Source organism: Sphingobacterium sp. ML3W (genome assembly GCF_000747525.1).
In the GTDB taxonomy this organism is placed as follows: domain Bacteria; phylum Bacteroidota; class Bacteroidia; order Sphingobacteriales; family Sphingobacteriaceae; genus Sphingobacterium.
Window position 1 is genome coordinate 4500113 of the sequence record NZ_CP009278.1, and the last position, 17855, is coordinate 4517967.

The 17855-nt window shown below is 36.6% G+C and carries 8 protein-coding genes and 6 tRNA genes; 2 read left to right on the top strand and 12 right to left on the bottom strand.

Features of this window, described 5'->3' with window-relative positions:
* Nucleotides 1-301: 301 nt before the first annotated feature.
* The 3 genes from KO02_RS19320 to KO02_RS19330 form a co-directional block, all read right to left on the bottom strand.
* The gene (locus KO02_RS19320; RefSeq protein WP_051960074.1) at nt 302-2455 is read right to left on the bottom strand and encodes a beta-N-acetylhexosaminidase family protein; all 2154 of its coding nucleotides are present in this window, start codon (nt 2453-2455) and stop codon (nt 302-304) included.
* Nucleotides 2456-2634: 179 nt separating this feature from the next.
* Complete coding sequence (locus KO02_RS19325) at nt 2635-4365, bottom strand: RagB/SusD family nutrient uptake outer membrane protein (protein ID WP_038700963.1); 1731 nt, start codon at nt 4363-4365, stop codon at nt 2635-2637.
* A 20-nt stretch (nt 4366-4385) separates the two neighbouring features.
* Entirely contained in the window at nt 4386-7463 is a 3078-nt protein-coding gene (locus KO02_RS19330) for a SusC/RagA family TonB-linked outer membrane protein (protein ID WP_200878570.1), read from the bottom strand.
* 88 nt (nt 7464-7551) lie between these two features.
* Between KO02_RS19330 and KO02_RS19335 the strand changes: the two genes are divergently transcribed.
* Nucleotides 7552-8727, top strand: a complete 1176-nt coding sequence (locus tag KO02_RS19335; RefSeq protein ID WP_038694773.1) for an IS4 family transposase — start codon at nt 7552-7554, stop codon at nt 8725-8727.
* 392 nt (nt 8728-9119) lie between these two features.
* Here KO02_RS19335 and KO02_RS19340 read toward each other — a convergent pair whose 3' ends face one another.
* The 8 genes from KO02_RS19340 to KO02_RS19375 form a co-directional block, all read right to left on the bottom strand.
* On the bottom strand, nt 9120-10754 hold the full coding sequence (locus tag KO02_RS19340; RefSeq protein ID WP_038700965.1) for a RagB/SusD family nutrient uptake outer membrane protein: 1635 nt from the start codon (nt 10752-10754) through the stop codon (nt 9120-9122).
* Between the two features lie 18 nt (nt 10755-10772).
* Nucleotides 10773-13871, bottom strand: coding sequence for a SusC/RagA family TonB-linked outer membrane protein (locus KO02_RS19345; protein WP_038700966.1), 3099 nt, complete (start codon nt 13869-13871; stop codon nt 10773-10775).
* Between the two features lie 379 nt (nt 13872-14250).
* Nucleotides 14251-14323: transfer RNA gene (locus KO02_RS19350), tRNA-Met, on the bottom strand.
* Between the two features lie 39 nt (nt 14324-14362).
* Nucleotides 14363-14435 (bottom strand) — tRNA-Met (locus tag KO02_RS19355).
* A 39-nt stretch (nt 14436-14474) separates the two neighbouring features.
* Nucleotides 14475-14547: transfer RNA gene (locus tag KO02_RS19360), tRNA-Met, on the bottom strand.
* A gap of 39 nt (nt 14548-14586) precedes the next feature.
* Nucleotides 14587-14659: transfer RNA gene (locus KO02_RS19365), tRNA-Met, on the bottom strand.
* A 39-nt stretch (nt 14660-14698) separates the two neighbouring features.
* Nucleotides 14699-14771 (bottom strand) — tRNA-Met (locus KO02_RS19370).
* Nucleotides 14772-14810: 39 nt separating this feature from the next.
* Nucleotides 14811-14883, bottom strand: a tRNA-Met gene (locus KO02_RS19375).
* 114 nt (nt 14884-14997) lie between these two features.
* Between KO02_RS19375 and era the strand changes: the two genes are divergently transcribed.
* The gene (era, locus tag KO02_RS19380) at nt 14998-15876 is read left to right on the top strand and encodes a GTPase Era (RefSeq protein WP_038703021.1); all 879 of its coding nucleotides are present in this window, start codon (nt 14998-15000) and stop codon (nt 15874-15876) included.
* A gap of 108 nt (nt 15877-15984) precedes the next feature.
* Here the strand turns inward: era and uvrC are convergent, their stop codons facing one another.
* Nucleotides 15985-17787, bottom strand: a complete 1803-nt coding sequence (uvrC, locus tag KO02_RS19385; RefSeq protein ID WP_038700968.1) for an excinuclease ABC subunit UvrC — start codon at nt 17785-17787, stop codon at nt 15985-15987.
* Nucleotides 17788-17855: the final 68 nt, after the last annotated feature.

Here is a 17855-nt window from a genome sequence, read left to right on the forward strand (position 1 = left end):
TATTCTCGTTACCTCACGGCAACTTATTTAAATACGATTTAACTCAGTTGGCAAAGTTACACATTATACCTGGTATTTTTGGAAACCAATCTAATCTAATCGTAAACAATAGCATTTTTTTGCGGAACTTCCCTATAATGCGATTCGAGATTGAACAAGCTTGCTACCAGTAAGTAATGTAAAGTTTTCTTTAACGTCATTTTTTATCTTTACAGTACTCCTATGCATATCTTAACCTAGGATGCAAAAAAAAGCCCTCGCTTATTTTGGAGGGCTTTTTACATTTTGATAAAGGATTTACTTATTGCAATACGATTTCAAATTTCTGAAGTTTTATATCAACAACATGATCTGACAAATTAATTAACCTGACCATCTTCGATTGAGATGTTTTCTTCGGAGACCAAATTTTACCATCCTCACTATATTCCAATTTCAAAACTTCTTGTTTTGGCACTATATCAAGATGCACTTCTTTTAAAAATTGAGGAGAAGTAATTTCTAGACCAATAAAATCTTGAGGGCTTAATTTAATAACTTCCAACAATGGACTTAGCTTCAGTACGGGCTGTGGTTTATTTCCTGCGATTACATCGTTTAAAACAGGCAAAGCCTTTAATGGCGCTAAACTTGTTAGTACTTTCCCAATAGCCTGGTCAATGGCGTCAGGTACTGAGAAGCCCTTTTCACGGAATAATTGCGCAAAATGAAAATAGGACTTTTCAACCCATGGTAATATATGACGACTCCCCGTAACTATACCCGGTTGGTATGGATTTCGATTATTGTTTTTGTCTATATCCACCAATTTGTTCCGCTCAGTTTGTAACTTCAAAAAATGAGCATAAGCATGCTGGTCGTCGTTCGCAGCCAATAAATCCAACAACGCTAAACTTGCATGGCCTAAACTTTCGAAATGTAATAACCAAGGTTTTATCTCAGTTACCAAATTCTGATTTTTCGAATTATTCAAAATATCATGAACCGCTGGAGCGAATTTCGAAAACTCAGTTCGCAATAAAGCTAAATTAAACGGCGATAACTCAATGGGAAAATCCGTTAATTGTGGCGTTTTAGCCAATAAACTGTCTAATATCGGACTAATGTCTTCAGATTCAACACGTCGATACTGATGATAACTCGGTCCAGGATCTGTATTATGTTTTGAAAATAAGGCATAAGATGCCTCCACATCAGGCAGTACTTCATGTATAGCGCGCAACCAAGAGGCTTTTGAATCAAAGGCTTTTGTATTCCAAGAATAATCTGCTACTGAAAAAACTGCTACTTTAGAAGCTTCGGCTTTATCCATCGGATTGGTAACAAAACCCGACATGTCAGATTTTATATCTTTATCCAATCCATAAACAGGTCCTAATAAAAGATGATTACGAACATAATCACTTACTGGAAAATTCCACCAGACAAACGAAGGGCGTTTAATTCTATTATTTACCCAAACTTGGCCTTCTTTGGTGATATCATGAATGACAGAATTACCAGTCCACATAATCTCAACCCTTTTATCCAATTGATCTCCCAAAATATCCAGATAAGTATTCGGTTCTAGATTTGACCACAATTTATTATATTCCGTTGGACACATGATTAATGCACCCACATCATGCTTTTTATCTACAAATTCTTTTTGTAAATAATTCAATAAACCAGCTTGCTTCTCTGCTTTTGTTCCCTCCCCAGAGATATCATCGAAGAATACTGCAAAGTGACGCACACCCAAATTATACATTAAATCAAACTTATGCAATACAGCCAAACTGTCCACCTCATTCCATTTAATATCTTTTCCTGGATGAATTGCCCAATAAAAATCAACTTCATTTTCCGTTGCAATACGCACTAAATCTTGTAAACGCTTCGCTTCATCTAATGGATATGGTTCTCTCCAACTGGGTGATGAATGATAAGGGTCATCTTTAGGACCATAAAGGTAAGTATTCATTTTCCATTCACCATAAAATCTCAATTGAGCAACTCGATCTTCAAAACTCCAAGGTTCCCCATAAAACCCTTCTACTGTACCACGAAAGGCAACATCAGGAAAATCCTGTATGGTCTGCTTCTGCAAAAATGAAGTCCGTTTGGCATCATCTAAAAGTTGTTTTAGGCTTTGGGCAGCATAAAAAGCATCCCGCTCGGTTGCATAATTTATCAAAATGAACTTTGAATGAACCTGCAGCTCATATCCCTCCTTACCAATTGCTTTTTTTAACTTCTTAAAACGAACTGGAATACCCGCTTTTTCTACATAAGAAGCGAGCACCGAAGAAACATGAGTACCCACTTTCCCTTTTAATTGTATTCCTTGATAAGGTATACGCCCTACTTTTAAAATTGTTTTTTGCGGTATAGGATAAATTTGTTGCGCTTGACTCTTTATACATAGGCATAACGTGACAAATAATAAAATTAAAAATCGAAGTTGTATGGTCATTTTTGAAAATTGAGTATTGATTAAAGTAAAAACAAGTATAACGCTATAGGCTGAATGTCACAAGTAGAAAAGTCATGAAATCGTTTGCATAAAATAACAGACCATACTAAAATGGTACTAACAAGAAATGGCTTTACAAAACTGCAAAGCCATTCATATAATAATCAGAAATTCAAATACTATTGTGTCGGATTTTGCGTCAATACTCCTGAATATGAATTGATCGCAGTCTGTGGTATAAAGTATACTACACGGAAATCGGTAGCTGCTATATCCTCAAATTGATTATGAGGTCCAGGATAATGGCGCGTTAATGCTTCACCATTACGGAAAACATCATAACTACGCTCTGCCTGAAACGCTAATTCCAATTCGCGTTCTTTATCGATCAGCTTACTTGCATTAGAAGCATCCAAAGATGCATATGCGCCATTCGTAATAGAACGTGTTCTGATCGTATTTAAATCTGAAAGTGCAGCACTGTAGTTTCCTAACTTCGCCTGTGCTTCAGCACGATTTAAATATACTTCACCCAACCTACTGATAATTGGAGAATGTAATTGGGATTCTTCACCTTCACGAGAGCATTTTGTGATATAAAATTGAGGATAACCATTATTCAATGAAATATAATAATCCAATAATCCTTCATACGTCTTTCCATCTTTGTATTTCACACTATATAAGCCTTGAGAAGCATCAATAACTGTCATTACATATGGTATTCTTTCCTCATCTTTCGTCGCTGTTTTCGGTATTACCTCAACTGCGATAATGCTATTTCCTGCTCGTTCAACTACAAACTGTGCATAACTCAATGAACTTTCCTTACCTCCTTTTACAAAACGAAATACCTCGGTATACTTACCTGTTTTTTCATCTTTAGCATAGGTAGGTTCAATAAATGATGCACGGGCATCTACCAAATGGAATTGATCCGAACGCCAATCGTTGCGGCCAGTTTCATTTAACAAATTGATGTATTTTTCACTTGCGTACATCTCTCCATAGCCAATTTCATTGATATTCGAATACATTCCACCAATACCACTATAATGATCATCTCCAGAAAACTCAGAGGCAACTCTTTTAATTGCAAAGATAGTTTCATTATTACTCTCAGGAGTGAAGGTATTATATTTCATAAACTGTTCTCTATTCAATAAGGAATAGGTACCAGAGTTGATGACTTTATCTGCATACTCTACAGATAGTCGCGCATATTCAGCATTCGGAGATTGATATGTACCACTCATATATAAATACACGCGTGATAACATTGCCTGAGCAGCACCTTTCGAAGCATATACATTACCTTTATTAATAGTTAGCAATGTCTCTGCCTTTTTTAAGTCGCTGATTGCTTGTTCATAGGTATCTTTCACCGACGAACGATCTGGAAGTTGCAAATCAAAAATATCATCTGGTGTCCCATTTACAATAGGCACACCAAGATTGGTTTCTGGGTTTTGATAATAGGGACGTCCGAAAGCACGAGAAAGATAGAAGTACATCATCCCACGGATGTAATAACATTCACCCAACTGATTATCAATTGTCGCATCAGTTCCCTCTTCCAACATTTTAATCACATTGGAAGATTGTGCAATAGCCTTATATCCAGCATCCCAAAAACTTGTTAAGCGCCAATTGTTAGCTGTTCTTGAATACGAAAGGAATTCATAAAAAGCATCTGTTGAAGAGCCTCTAATCATCATATTATCGCCTGCATACTCGCCTAAGCGATGCATCACATCTGACCATCCTTTTAACTGCCCATAGCTACCTGTAATCATAGCATCTGGGTTATTCACAATGACATCTGAATCCATCGAACCTTTTGATAAGCGATCGATATCACAAGATGTAACAGTAGCTGCTGCTACTAATATTAATAATAACTTTTTCATAAAAATCTTACCTGTTGTGATTAAAATGTAACATTAAGACCAAACATAAATTTACGTGTAGCCGGGTAGACTGAAGGTCCTGATGAACCTAAAATTTTACCAGTATCTTCATTGATCGAGATTTCAGGATCTACACCAGAGTAATTCGTAATGGTGAACAAATTCTCTCCTGTAAAGAACACACGTACATTTTTAACTTTATACTGCTCCAATTTGAAATTATATCCCAAAGTCAATGCACGTAATCTAAAGAAATCGTTATCTTCTAAGTAACGCGATGATGTTTTATTGCTATTGCTTTTATTACCATAAGAAGCAACGGGATGTGTCGCAACATCGCCTGGTTTTTCCCAACGGTTCCAGCCATCTTGCAATTTCATTTGATTTCTATCTATGTATGCGCCATCAGAATCATATTCTTGACGCGCGTAATTATAGGTTTGTCCGCCTATTGAATAACCAAACGAAGCATTTAAGTCAAACTTTTTATAGGTTACACTTGTATTGATACCACCAAACAAGTCTGGAGATGCTTTTCCTGCCTCTTGATAGGTCGCCTGTGCATAATTTGAGGTCTTAACTTGAGTAATGGTGCCATCTGTATCTGTCACTTCTTTATACCATTCGGGTGCACCAGTCTCTGTATTGACACCCGCCCAAATCGGCATATAATATGTATCTACCGGAAGTCCTGGATATAAGACTCTTTCCGCAGTACCTGAAAGACCTAGACCATCATCAATCGTAATTGGCTTAACAGAAAAACTACCATCGGCATTTCTACTTTTAATCAACTCAGTCAATTTGTTCTGATTGTGACCAATATTTAAATCTAAACTCCAAGTCAAATCATTTTTACGAATGATATCACCTCCTAAAGTAAGTTCGATACCTCTGTTCTGCATCTTACCCACATTCTTCCAAAGTCTAGTGACCCCTGTCACACCGCTAATAGGAACTTGGTATAAGATATTATCGGTATTCTTATCATAATAATCCACACTAACGCGAGCACGATTGTTGAACATAGAAGCATCCACACCAAAACCGGTCGTAAAAGTACGCTCCCAAGTTAAATCCGGATTTCCAATCTGACTAATCAATGCCCCCGGAATTCCATTATAACCCGATCCTTGGCTAATGGAGTACAAACTATATTGTGGATATAAAGCACTTGGGCGATTTCCAACAGAGCCATAGGATGCTCTTAATTTTAAATTATCAACCCAATCCGCATTAAACCAATTCTCACGATTGATATTCCAACCCCCACTTACTGAGAAAAAGTTACCATATTGTGCGTTGGTACCAAAGTTAGAAGCTCCATCACGACGGAAGGAAACTTGTCCTAAATATTTACCATCATAAGCATAATTCACATTAGACAACACAGATTGTACTGCCCATTCCGTGATTCCGCCACGAGCACGTTCCGGTAAAGAAACAACATCTAGTACCTCAAAACCTGGAATAAATCCTGTACCATAAACATCTAACGATTTGGACCAATAATCATTAAATTCATACGCTGCTAAAGCGTTTACCGCATGTTTACCCCAAGACTTATTGAATTTCAAAATCTGACTGGTGTAACGACGTGCATATTCCGTTCGATAATCGGTTAAACGACCTTGTACACTTAAACCACCACTGGAGCGCGGATCGATATAACCTGCCCTAGAAAAGCTATTATAACGGTAGTTATTGACCGATGAAAACGTCAACCAACTGTTAAATTTGATATCAAAATCCATGTTACCATTAAATTCATAATTGGTATTGGATTCTTTATTCCATTGCAGATCGTATAAGTAGTTCGTGCTTGAATTGTTCACCCAACCGTTATAACGATGTGGTACTAAATTACCATTCTGATCGTATGGACTATCCCATGGCAAATTGGTGTACATAGCTGTAGTAGAATACTGCCTATCATCAACCCCACGCTTTGCTCCTACTAAGGTTGGTTTAACAGTCAACCATTCATAGGGCTTGTAAACTGTGTTTAAGCGGAAATTATAACGATCGTATTCATATCCTTTTACGGCACCGACCTCATTATAATATCCCACAGACATATATGACCTTAACTTCTCTGTACCACCTTGGATCGAAACATTATGATTTTGGGTAATACCATTTTGTGTAGCCACTTTCCACCAGTCAAAATCACTATTCCTCAAATCTTGATTCCAACGTGAAAATTTAATATCTGATTGATTCGGAAAAGTAGCGTAATAATCGTACAATTCAGCACCGTTCATCATCTTCATATTACCATTAGTAAGCTGATTAAAGCCTACTTTTGAAGAAATATTGATGGAAGTACTACCTACAGATGGATTTTTAGTCGTTACCACGACTACTCCATTTGCTCCTTGCGAACCATAGATCGCTGTTGAGGCTGCATCCTTCAAAATAGTTAAAGTAGCAATATCATCTGGGTTTAAATCACCAGCACTTGAACCCAAGATTACACCGTCTACTACCCATAATGGACTCGTAGTACCGCTTAAAGTAGCTTGACCACGAATAACCACCCCTCCTTTTGCACCTGGTTTGCCAGTTCCTGGCGCCACATATACACCCGAAGCTTTACCATTTAACATATTCTCGACAGAAGGAGAAGTAACATCTCTTAATTGATCCCCTTTTACGGTCTGCAATGAACCTGTTAAACTTTCCCTTTTTTGGGTACCGTAACCGACAACCACAACCTCTTCTAATGCTTGATTGGATTCATCCAAGCGTACATTTAAAAATGCACCTTCCACCTTCTTTTCAACGGAATTAAATCCGATAGCGGTAAACACTAAGGTCTGTCCAGCAGTTACTTTAATGGAAAATCGTCCGCTTCCATCAGTAGAAGTAGCAGTTGTCGAATTTTCTTTAACATGAATAGTAACACCACTTATTGGGCCAGTACTCGAAGTAACAGTACCAGAAACTTGCTCTTGCAAACTATTACTTGTTGCACTAATCAAATCACCATAATCATTAGCTTGAACCATAGTCGGAGCTACAAGAGCCAACATCAAAGCCGAGGTTACGGGATAAAAATTAGTTGCAAAAAAAGGTTTTGTAAATCTTTTCTTCATCAGTAGCGTCCTAAACGTTGAAAAAAGTGGCGGTGTTTTGCTATAGCAAAGTTGCTATATTTAAATCGTCAAATTTTAACACACCGCCATGGTAAATTTAAACGTTTTTAGTCAGATTTTATCACTTATCGACCGCGAATTATTCAAGGTTTTGGTTGCTAAGCACAAGAGTGACAAACATTGTAAAGGGATCAACAGCTGGACGCATCTTGCTAGCATGTTGTTTTGCCATTTTTCTTCTGCAGATTCAGTTCGTGATATCAGTAATGGCTTACGTAGTACGACTGGTAATTTGAACCATTTAGGTGTTGGTAGAGCACCCAGCAAGTCCAATATTTCCTATATCAACAAGCACCGCACCCATGAACTCTTTAAAGATCTGTACTTTTCGCTATTAGATAAGCTATGGCAAAAGGATACCCATTTGCGCAAAGATCTAACGCAATTAAAGCGCAAGGTTTATCTGATGGATGCCAGTATCATCCCTTTATGTTTATCTGTATTTGACTGGGCTAAATTTAGAAGCACCAAAGGTGCTGTAAAACTGCACACTGTGCTGGATTATGATGGATGTCTTCCTGTTTTCATGCAGATTACAGACGGGAAAGTTCATGAAAGCCAGCGTGCGGGTAGCTATAGTTTTTCCAAAGGAAGCGTTGTAGTGGTGGATAGAGGTTATGTGGATTACAACTGGCTCGGGGATTTGGACAGCAGAGGTTGTTATTTTGTTACCAGGAGTAAAACTAACATGAAGTACAACGTTATCAAGTCATACCAGAGTGAAGCACTCCTTGAAAAGGGAATCATTAAAGATGAGATCATTGAGCTTTCTGGTCCATCAGCAGATAGATACAACTCTAAACCATTACGCTTGATTCACTTTTGGGACAGCAGCACAGACAACCAGTACCACTTTCTGACAAATAATATCCAATGGAAGGCATCACTAGTAGCTAACATTTATAAACAGCGATGGCAGATCGAGATTTTCTTCAAGCATCTGAAGCAACGCTTAAAAATATCATCTTTTGTGGGTACTTCTGAAAATGCGGTCATGATCCAAATATGGACTTCGTTGATTGGAATATTACTGCTCAAATACCTTCAGAAGAAGGCTAAATACGATTGGAATCTGTCTAACTTGGTCGGGTTTATCAGGATGAATATATTCGTGAAAATAAATATATGGCAATGGATAGATGATCCTTTTATCAGGCCACCAGTTAAGGGTAAAAATGGACAGCTACAGATATTCTCAGACTAAAAAATAGGGTCAAAATTGAAATTATCTAAAAATAGATACTGTTTCAAGGGAAACACGCGCCTAAAATTTATTTAGGACGGAAGTGTTTCTTCATAAAATTAATATCAAGATAATCAGTGAATTAGTTAATTATCATAATTTATATCCTGCAAAATAGTGTAAAGATTACTTAATATAAATTTAATATACAACGAAATCGATTGCGCAAATTAATGCAATCGATTGCAATGCAAACTAATATATAGTTAACAAGAACTAACCGAACAATTCATCGAAAATAACAACCATTTTAGCACCTTTATAACGACGGCTACACCTTAAGCATCAAGTATAACACATAAAAAAAGCAGGTATCTGTGAGATACCTGCTTTTTGAACTACTTTAAAAGGAACTAATAACCTTCATTTTGCTTTAATACGCCATAAGAAAGGTCAATTTCAGACTGTGGAATCGGCATTAAATACAATTTAGGATCCCAAACACGCTTCTGAGCTAAACCATTTGTAATATCATAGATATTATTCATTACAGCTCCTGCTATTTTCCATCTACGAATATCATAATAACGAGACCCTTCCAAGACCAACTCTACGGCTCTTTCATTACGAATCAATTCTCTTAATCCATCCTGACTAGCATAAACAGCACGATCCACTTTCGGCATGCCCGCACGAACACGTAACTGATCCAAAGCATCAAATACAGAAGCATCAGGACCTGTCAATTCATTTTGAGCCTCAGCATATGTTAACAAAATTTCAGCATAGCGAATTAAAATAATATTGACATATGAATCAACATCTTCCCTTTGTGAATAAGGATCAACTAATTTTCTAAAATTATAACCCGTTAGAGAAGTATTCGTAGATCCTTTGGGCCAAGAAAACACATAATCTCCAGAAGAAGTCAAGGCATTCCAAGGTGCTGATTCAAATAAAATTGAAGCATAAAAACGAGGGTCCCTGTTCTTAAATTCTTTTATAAAATCAGACTTATCACTTTTCGCATAGTTTGCAGCACGAACCTCATTGATTGCCATTTGCGCTGGTTGACCAGTTTTATAATTATAATATAAATTAACCAAATTCTGAGTCGGTGTTAAAGAGCTCCACCCTCCTACTGATGCATCCAAAAGTAATGTATTATTAAGATGAGACTGTGTAACACGAATTTGTTGTCTATCTAAAATAACTTCAGAATTACCTTCATTTTCATACTGAAAAATTCCTTCATAACTTCTAAGACCTAATCTGAAGTTAGTTTCATCTGCAGCATTATCAAAATCTACAAACTTTGCATAATTATCTTTCTGATTTCGAGCATCTTCTGTATTAACCCTAAATAAGGAGTAACCTAAGCCCATTACTTCTTTCGCTGAAATGGCAGCTTGTTCCCAATTATTTTCCATCAAGTATAAACGCGCTTTCAACGCCAGAGCAGCCCCTTTTGTTATTCTACCTTTTTCAGAAGAGTAAGAAATAGGTAACACTTTTGAAGCTTCTTCCAATTCATTATATAAGAAATCTAAGACTTCTTGTTTAGGCGCTTGAGGCACATTAGACTCCTCTCTAGTCAAAACTTTAGTAACTAATGGTATGTTACCGAATTTCTGAACGATTGGAATATAAGTATAAGCTCTAATGAAACGCACTTCAGCTTTATAACGCTCTTTTAATTCGCTATCCATAACCGCTTTATCCACGTTATCCAAGAAATAGTTACACGTCCGAATCGGAATATAATTCCAACCTGCATCTCGGTCGGAACCAATTGAACCTGCCGAAATCTCTGTAGAAGCACTTTCCCATGGATTTTTTGCATGCGTTAAATCAGAAGCACCATCATCAAACATTGCGTCTCCTAATTTACCATAAATCGCATTTACAGCTAGTTTAACATCATTTTCAGTATGCCAAAACTCTTCTTCTGCAACTTTGTTAGCCGGTGTACGATCTAAAAAATCTTTTGAACATGCCCCAAAAAGTAATGTCGTTGCTAATAATGAATATAAAATATGTCTTTTCATTGCTTTTCTATTAAAAAATTAAAACTTAGCTGTTAAACCGAAGGAAATAGTTTTAACACCCGGGTAACTTGCTCTTCCAGAACCTGTTTCAGGATCAAAATCACCAAGACGTTTGTCTGCCATAAAAGTAAATGGATTGTTAGAAGAGGCAAATAAGCGCAATTGTGACATTTTAATATTACTTAACACCTCTTGAGGGAATGTATATCCCACAGTAATGGCACGAATTCTAAAATAATTACCACTAAACAACCAAAAATCTGAAGTCTTGTAATTGTTAGGAGCAGCATCTGTTAAAGTTATACGTGGGAAATCTGCATCAGATACATTATTTTCTTCAGACCAACCATTTAGCCAAGCTTTTTTAATATTACCGCCATTAAAAAACGGTTGAACAGCTTCACTTTCCATATAAGTTTTCACTCCTCCAACACCATAAGTCAACACATCAATGTCAAAATTCTTATAGCCTGCACGAAAATTAAACCCATAAGTAAACCAAGGAACATCATTACCTATGATCGTACGGTCATTAGCATCAATTTTCTTATCATCATTGATATCTACATATCGGATATCCCCAACTTCTGGTGCACCACCTGCTGCTGAATAATCAATTCCTTTCAGTTGATCTTCAGAAGTGAATAAACCATCTGTTTTATAACCAAAGAAATCACCCACTGAACCACCTACACGGTTAATATAATAACCTTCAATGATTTCGTTCACGTTGCCAAGAGAAAGAATGGTGTTCTTAATTTTAGACATATTACCCGAAATGGAATATGTAAAATCCTCACCAACTTTACCATTGTAAGTTAATGCGATTTCAATACCTTTATTCTGCGTCACTCCTTGATTGTAATATGGCGTATGCTTTTTGTCAAATCCATACGTCAATAAAGTCGCTGGTTGCAATAGGATATCATCCGATTTTTTAACAAAGTAATCTGCAACGAAATTAATTTTACCACCTAAAAATGTTGCATCTAAACCAATGTTTGACATCGTTACTTTTTCCCAAAGTGCTAAACGGTTGGCTCCATACTGCTGTTCTAATCCATCTACAGCTATTCCATCGAAACTATAAGCAGCATAGCGGTCCAATAAATTATAATAATTACCAATCGCTACAGCATCTTGATTACCTAAAGTACCATAAGACCCTCTTAGTTTTAATAAATCAACCCATGATACATCCTCCATGAAAGATTCTTTGTTGATATTCCATCCTGCAGAGAACGATGGGAAGACAGCTCTTCTAACCTCTGGTGCAAATCGAGATGAATAATCCATACGAGCATTTGCTTCGAATAGGTATTTATCTTGATAAGAATAGTTAAAGCGTCCAAAGAATGAACGTAATGCCCACTCATCCTGAGTGGTACGGTTTGCTAAACCTTTATCATCTTTACTGATCTCTCCTGAGCTACCATTAATAATAGCAGAAGCATCATTACTCACAAAATTTTGTCTTCCTAAAAAAGCTTCTCTGTATACATTAGACTCTTCAGAGGCTCCTACAGTCATCTTACCATAATGATCTCCAAACTTCCGTTCGTAATTAATTGTACCTTGTATTAACAATTCTTGACGTTTACCCCAAACCTCCTTCAATTCATTGATTGGTGTACCCGTTTTATCTAAAGGAGTATTGGTATTAAAAATATTAATATTTGGCGTTCTATTAATAAAATCGAATGAATTTGCATTTGAATATTTCAATGAAATGGCTCCATCAATAGATAGTCCTTTCATAGGCGTTAAGGAGGCGTTCGCTGCTAATTGCAAATAATTATCACGATTATTTCCTCTTCCACCTTCAGTAATAGCTCTTAATTGATTGTTCTTCGTTGTATTGCCATTAGGTACTCCATTTGATATAGAGCCCCATGAACCATCAGATTGTTTAATAGCTGTAAAAGGCAAGGCTCTTCCCATTTCAACCCAACTGATCGGACTACCGCTACGATCGTAATCTTGTTTTAAAAAGGAAACGTTAGTATTAAAAGTCAATAGGTCCTTTATTACATTTGTATTGGTATTTAATTTAATATTGATGCGATCTTGCTTACGTCCTGGTACTAAAGATTCTTGATCAAAATAATTTAATCCCAAATAGTAATTCGTAATTTTACCTGGAGCGTTCACGTTCAACCCAAAGTCGCGTTGAGGAGCTGAAGATCTTAAAACCTCTTTATACCAGTCATTATTTGGATAATAATCTGGATCAGTTTGATTTTTGAACTTATTAATCACATCATCTGAAAATGTAGGTGCTTTACCCGCATTTTTCATTGCCTTATTATACAACTCAGCATAACCGACCGCATCAGCAAATTCTGGTAAATAAGATGCGCTTTGAAAACCATAATTAGCATTAAAACCAATTACAGCACGATCCCCACCACCACGTTTTGTCGTCACTAATATTACACCATTTGCAGCACGTGATCCATATAAAGAAGCTGAAGCAGCATCTTTCAAGACCGACATACTATTAATATCATTAGGGCTTAAAGCGGAGAATTCGGCACTTGTTGCAGGTATACCATCGATAATAAACATAGGTGATGGAGAACCTAAATTGGAACGACCACGTACCGTAATACCGCCTGCATTTGCTGATGCACCTGAAGACGATTTTCCTACCTCACCTGGACGGTTTAACACCGTAATTCCTGGAGAAATCCCCTGCAAAGCATTTTGTAATGAGGTAACAGGTCTATCTGCCAGTTGTTTCGGTGTAATCGAAGCTACAGATCCTGTTAAATTTGCTTTCTTTTGTGTACCAAAAGCAACAATAACAACCTCATCTAATGCTGTATTCGAAGAAGTTAATGAAATATTTAAATTACCGCCCGTATAAACAATCTCTTTAGGATCGTAACCCACAATATTAAAAATTAATGTTTTACCCGTTTCTGCATTTAATTCAAAAACCCCGGTTGTATTGGTAGCGGTCGCATTGCCTGTACCTTTCTCAGTAACGGTTACACCTGACAACACATTTCCCCTGTCATCTGTAACACTACCTTTCACTTTAATTTTTTGCGCAAAAGTTGCACTCATAACTAAAGATAAAGCAAAAGAAAGTATGGTAGCTTTTCTTTTCATAGATTAATATAATAAATGTAAATAATGATTTTAAACTCTGTATTACTTCTCGAAATAACGGTTTGTAAACACAATATTAAATTTATATTACCATATAAAAAAGCTATAACTTCAAACAATCGATTGCACATATTGCATAAGCAACTAAATAAATTTTCAATGATTCGATGTATACATTGTACACAAATAGACTGTAAAAAACTAACTAATAAATACTTAACAGCAGTATATCCTTTCGAATAAACATCCAAATATCAATTAGAATCGGAAAGCCAATTTGTAACGACAATCGATAAAAAACGGATAAAATAGGAAAATAGGAATGAAAAAATTTTGTATAATAGAAAAACCCTTAGCTTTTGACTAAGGGTTTCATGAGTAGCGGGAATCAGACTCGAACTGATGACCTTCGGGTTATGAGCCCGACGAGCTACCAACTGCTCCATCCCGCAATGTATTTTTAGAGTCCTGTCTTTCAAAGACTCTTTTAGTAGCGGGAATCAGACTCGAACTGATGACCTTCGGGTTATGAGCCCGACGAGCTACCAACTGCTCCATCCCGCAATGTATTTTTAGAGTCCTGTCTTTCAAAGACTCTTTTAGTAGCGGGAATCAGACTCGAACTGATGACCTTCGGGTTATGAGCCCGACGAGCTACCAACTGCTCCATCCCGCAATGTATTTTTAGAGCCTTGTCTTTCAAAGACTCTTTTAGTAGCGGGAATCAGACTCGAACTGATGACCTTCGGGTTATGAGCCCGACGAGCTACCAACTGCTCCATCCCGCAATGTATTTTTAGAGCCTTGTCTTTCAAAGACTCTTTTAGTAGCGGGAATCAGACTCGAACTGATGACCTTCGGGTTATGAGCCCGACGAGCTACCAACTGCTCCATCCCGCAATGTATTTTTAGAGTCCTGTCTTTCAAAGACTCTTTTAGTAGCGGGAATCAGACTCGAACTGATGACCTTCGGGTTATGAGCCCGACGAGCTACCAACTGCTCCATCCCGCAATATATTTTTGGTCAATCTTGCTTCTTAATGTAAAAAAACAAGATATCTTTACCTCCGAATTGGAGCACAAAGATATATTTTGTTTCTTTGTAATCCTAATTAAATTAAAAAAAATGGCGCATAAAGCAGGATTCGTAAGCATCATCGGAAAACCTAATGCAGGTAAGTCTACGCTAATGAACGCTTTAGTGGGTGAAAAGATGTCAATCATCACTCCTAAAGCTCAAACAACAAGACACCGCATTATTGGAATAGTGAATGATGAGGAGCACCAAATTGTCTTTTCAGACACGCCGGGTATCATCAAACCAAACTATTCGTTACAAGAATCAATGATGAATTTTGTCCAAGGATCGCTAATCGATGCGGACATTATTTTACTTGTTACAGATATCAATGAAAAATATGATGAAAGTGATGTTATTGAAAAATTAAAGAAAACAACCTCTCCTGTCGCTGTTTTAATAAATAAAATTGATAAGTCTAACGAAGCAGAAGTGATGGCTAAAGTGGAATTCTGGAAAGAAACCATCAATCCTGAAGTTATTTTTGCTATATCAGCTCTTCTCGATCATAACATTACAGGGGTGATGGACTATATTAAGGAAAAACTTCCTGTACACGCTCCGTACTATGAAAAAGATGAATTAACAGACAAGTCGATGCGTTTTTTTGTATCGGAAATGATTCGCGAAAAAATATTCAAACTGTATGACAAAGAAATTCCATACAGTACTGAGGTCATTGTTACATCCTACAAAGAAGAACCAAAAATAACACGTATTGCAGCAGAGATAATCGTGGAGCGTGATTCTCAAAAGAATATCATCATCGGTACGGGTGGTGCAATGATTAAAAAAGTCGGTACGTATGCTCGTCAAGATATTGAGGCATTTATTGACAAAAAAGTTTTCTTAGAGATTTTTGTTAAAGTAATACCCGATTGGAGAAGTAAGAAAAATTACTTAAAAAGATTTGGTTACGAAGACTAAAACAAGGTAATATTTTTAAATAAAATAGTAATCAACATACAAAAGCCCCAATAACGAAAAACGTTTATTGGGGCTTTTTATGTATAGTTACAAAACTTTGAACGATGATCAATTACGATTGAAATAAGTCAAAAGTGCTTGTAATTGTTTTAAATTCAACACTTTTTTCAACTCTTCCTCTGGAGCTTCTTTGATTTTCTTAACAGACTTAAAAGTTGTCAGTAATTTTTCCACTGTTGTTTTCCCGATTCCTGGAATTTCCTCCAATTCTGAAACAAAAGTTTTACGACTGCGCTGATTCCTGTGAAAGGTAATCCCAAACCGATGGGCTTCGTCCCGCAAGTGTTGAATAATTTTCAAGGTTTCCGATTTTTTATCCAAATAAAGTGGATATTGGTCCCCTGGATAATATAATTCCTCCAATCTTTTAGCAATACCAATTACAGTCACTTGTTTTTCTATCCCAAGCAATCTTAAGCTTTTCAGTGCTGCACTTAACTGCCCCTTTCCCCCATCAATAATAATCAACTGCGGCAATCCTGCGTCTTCCTCAAGAACACGCTTATATCGCCTGTATACAGCTTCCTCCATCGTTGCAAAGTCATTCGGACCTACAACAGTTTTTACATTAAAATGGCGATAATCTTTTTTTGAAGGTTTAGCATCTTTAAACACAACAATAGCCGATACAGGATAACTACCTTGAATATTAGAGTTATCGAAACATTCGATATGTTGTGGCAATACGTTCAACCTTAAATCTTTCTTCATCTGATTTAAAATCCGATCCACACGCACATCTGGATTTAATTTTTCATAATGAAGCAATCGCTCCTTTTTAAAGAAAGCAACATTCTTCAAGGATAAATCCAATAGTTTTCGTTTCTCTCCTAACTTTGGAATCGTAAATTTAATGTGTTCATTTTCTTGTATATCCAATTCAAAAGGAACGATAATTTCTCTCGATAAGCTCTTAAAACGTTCACGAATTTCGGGAATTGCCAAAGCGAGAAGCTCTTGTTCTGTTTCATCCAAACGACGTTTCATTTCAATGGTCTGCGTTTGAATAATAACGCCATTCATAACCTTTAAATAATTAACAAAAGCATAACTATCATCCGAAGCAATACTAAAAACGTCCACATTAGTGATGGATGAATTAACAACCGTAGATTTGCTTTGGTAGGAGTCCAACTTATCCAGTTTCATTTTAAATGCATGTGCCTGTTCAAAGTTCATATCTGAAACAGCCGCAAGCATCTGCTCTTTGATACGATTAGTAACCACGGCAATCTTACCATTCAAAATATCTTTGATATCACTAAGATTTTGATCATAATCTTCTTCAGACTGGTATCCCTCACAAGGTCCTTTACAGTTTCCTATTTGATACTCAAGGCAAATTTTAAATTTACCCCTTGAGATATTTTCCTGCGTCAATGCTAAATTACAGGTTCTAAGAGGAAATAAGTCACGAATGACATCCAATACAATATGCATCATCCCCGTTGAGGCATAAGGTCCGTAATATCGTGACCCATCCTTAATATATTTCCGTGTCCAAAATACTCGAGGAAACCGTTCATTTTTGATAACAATCCAAGGGTAGGTCTTATCATCCTTCAATAAAACATTGTACTTAGGCTGATGCTTCTTGATAAGAGAGTTCTCTAACAACCAAGCATCCACCTCAGTATCGACGATTGTGAAAGCAATACGAGTGATCTGACGGACTAAAACACGAGTCTTACCATTTAATTGCGTTTCATTTACAAAATAAGATCCAACTCTATTTCTTAAATCTTTAGCCTTACCGATATATATCAATACATCCTGCTTATCAAAATACTGATATACGCCAGGTTTATGTGGTATCCTTTTAAGTTCTTCTTTATAATCAAACACGTTCATTCCCAATAAATAAGCCAGATAACAAATTTCGAAAAACTCAATTACCTGGCTAAATACTTATATTTTAT

Coding starts and splice junctions, on each gene's coding strand:
- KO02_RS19320 (WP_051960074.1), bottom strand. CDS start 2,455: ATGACCATACAACTTCGATTTTTAATTTTATTATTTGTCACGTTATGC.
- KO02_RS19325 (WP_038700963.1), bottom strand. CDS start 4,365: ATGAAAAAGTTATTATTAATATTAGTAGCAGCAGCTACTGTTACATCT.
- KO02_RS19330 (WP_200878570.1), bottom strand. CDS start 7,463: ATGAAGAAAAGATTTACAAAACCTTTTTTTGCAACTAATTTTTATCCC.
- KO02_RS19335 (WP_038694773.1), top strand. CDS start 7,552: ATGGTAAATTTAAACGTTTTTAGTCAGATTTTATCACTTATCGACCGC.
- KO02_RS19340 (WP_038700965.1), bottom strand. CDS start 10,754: ATGAAAAGACATATTTTATATTCATTATTAGCAACGACATTACTTTTT.
- KO02_RS19345 (WP_038700966.1), bottom strand. CDS start 13,871: ATGAAAAGAAAAGCTACCATACTTTCTTTTGCTTTATCTTTAGTTATG.
- era (WP_038703021.1), top strand. CDS start 14,998: ATGGCGCATAAAGCAGGATTCGTAAGCATCATCGGAAAACCTAATGCA.
- uvrC (WP_038700968.1), bottom strand. CDS start 17,787: ATGAACGTGTTTGATTATAAAGAAGAACTTAAAAGGATACCACATAAA.